This is a genomic window from bacterium endosymbiont of Bathymodiolus sp. 5 South, assembly GCF_900128535.1.
GTDB lineage: Bacteria > Pseudomonadota > Gammaproteobacteria > PS1 > Pseudothioglobaceae > Thiodubiliella.
In genome coordinates this window covers 1-1,254 of record NZ_FQTR01000324.1, presented here as the reverse complement: position 1 = coordinate 1,254, position 1,254 = coordinate 1, and the positions used below count along the sequence as shown (strand labels likewise).

Below are 1,254 nucleotides of genomic sequence, written 5' to 3'. Positions count from 1 at the left end.
GGCAATCGGACACCATTAAAAACATACAAGAAAATGTAGACAATACCTCTAAATATCAAGATTTAAGGCAAGATGTTTTAAAAAGCCAAGGAAGCTTAATTAATCGGTGGTTAAATGTAATTGGTATCTTTTTAAGTGTAATTATGGTACTTAGTGCGTATGGGGTTTTTGTGGTTGAAGATAAAATCAAAGATCTTGATAAACTTGTTAAAGAGTCTGAAAGCGTATTAGGAGTAATTAAAAAAAATAAAGAACTTAGTGATAAATATACAAAAGAATCCCTCAATCCAGAGTCAACACTGACTGAGAAAATAAAGCAAGAAGTTAAAGAATCTGGCACAGAACTTCAAAAACTAATGTTAAAAATACGGAAAGAAAAAGATCTCAAGATAGCAATTGACTTATGGAAATATGTTATCGGTCGTGCTTATTATGAAGATGATAAAAAAAGTATATTTATTGGTTACTTTAACCTTGGTTATTCTTATGGTAAGGAGGGCTCTCATAAGAAAGCCATTGGCGCTTACAAAAAATTCATTGAGATTAAGCCTGATGATCATAAGGCTTATTACAATATGGGGATTGCTTATTATAAATTAAAAGAGTATCAAGCAGCCATTGATGCTTTCGAAAAAGCCATTAAGATTAAGCCTGATGCTTATGAGAATTATAATAGTGTGGGGGCTGCTTATATTAAGTTATTTGAATCACAACTTATTCAAACGCAAGACTTTGATCAAGATTTAGTTCGGAAATTTAACATGTATGATAATATCGACAAAGAAATAAAGGCGCTAGTCAAAGTGCTGACTATTTTTAAATCAATTGATAATGGCACGCAAGTAGCGGGGTGGCAACAGGTGTTTAATCAAAAGTATCAAGGTGTGTTTAATCAAAAGTATCAAGGTGTGCGGAACAATATTGAAAAATGGATTGACTCAAAACCTAACGACGAGAAAAAGCAGGCTTTACAATCCGCTTTAGAATTTTTTAAAGCACAGTAAAATTATTTGCATTCTTAGTTGTAACAACAGACAGTTTTTTTGATAATCATTGGCGTTAATGCCTTTCTGGCGTTGTACAAGCGTGTCGTTAAGATGATACTAACCAGTCTAACTGCTCAACAATGCGGTTTTAAAGGGCAGCTTTGATTTGTGTCAATACATTATTTGCATCAACATAGCACAATGTTGGCGCATAGTTTTTAACTTCAACTTCGCTGTAACTGGCATAAGAGGCAATAATCAATAAATC

Annotated in this window: 1 protein-coding gene; it reads left to right on the top strand. The window is 33.0% G+C overall.

The window, feature by feature from the left end; translation table 11 throughout:
* On the top strand, nucleotides 1–1,004 hold a 1,004-nt coding region (locus BBROOKSOX_RS11190; RefSeq protein WP_139661916.1), incomplete at its 5' end, for a tetratricopeptide repeat protein.
* Nucleotides 1,005–1,254 lie beyond the last annotated feature (250 nt).